The sequence below is a fragment of the uncultured Psychroserpens sp. genome, from assembly GCF_947501425.1.
Lineage (GTDB): Bacteria > Bacteroidota > Bacteroidia > Flavobacteriales > Flavobacteriaceae > Psychroserpens.
The window spans coordinates 1-215 of sequence record NZ_CANMVN010000039.1 but is presented as its reverse complement, the minus strand read 5'-3'; the positions used below and the strand labels follow the sequence as shown (position 1 = coordinate 215).

Genomic DNA, 215 nt, shown 5'->3' with positions numbered 1-215 from the left:
TCTACATCTAAACATATTTGGTACGTTACTGTATATGTTCCTGCAGTTGTTCCTGCTGGCACATCTATAGTACCATCAGTATTTATTGTTACACCTGTTAGTCCACCATCGTTAGTAATGCTTATATTATCTGCAATATTTGCGTCTGAGGCTGGTGAGCCATCTGCGTCGTCTACACCATTTCCGTTATCTGCAAAAACACTTGCGGTTGTTCC

At 40.9% G+C, this 215-nt stretch carries 1 protein-coding gene; it reads right to left on the bottom strand.

What is annotated here, in order from left to right; all coding sequences use genetic code 11:
- Positions 1 to 215, bottom strand: a 215-nt coding sequence (locus tag Q0951_RS17100; protein ID WP_299339553.1) for a hypothetical protein, incomplete at both ends; no start/stop codon positions are given.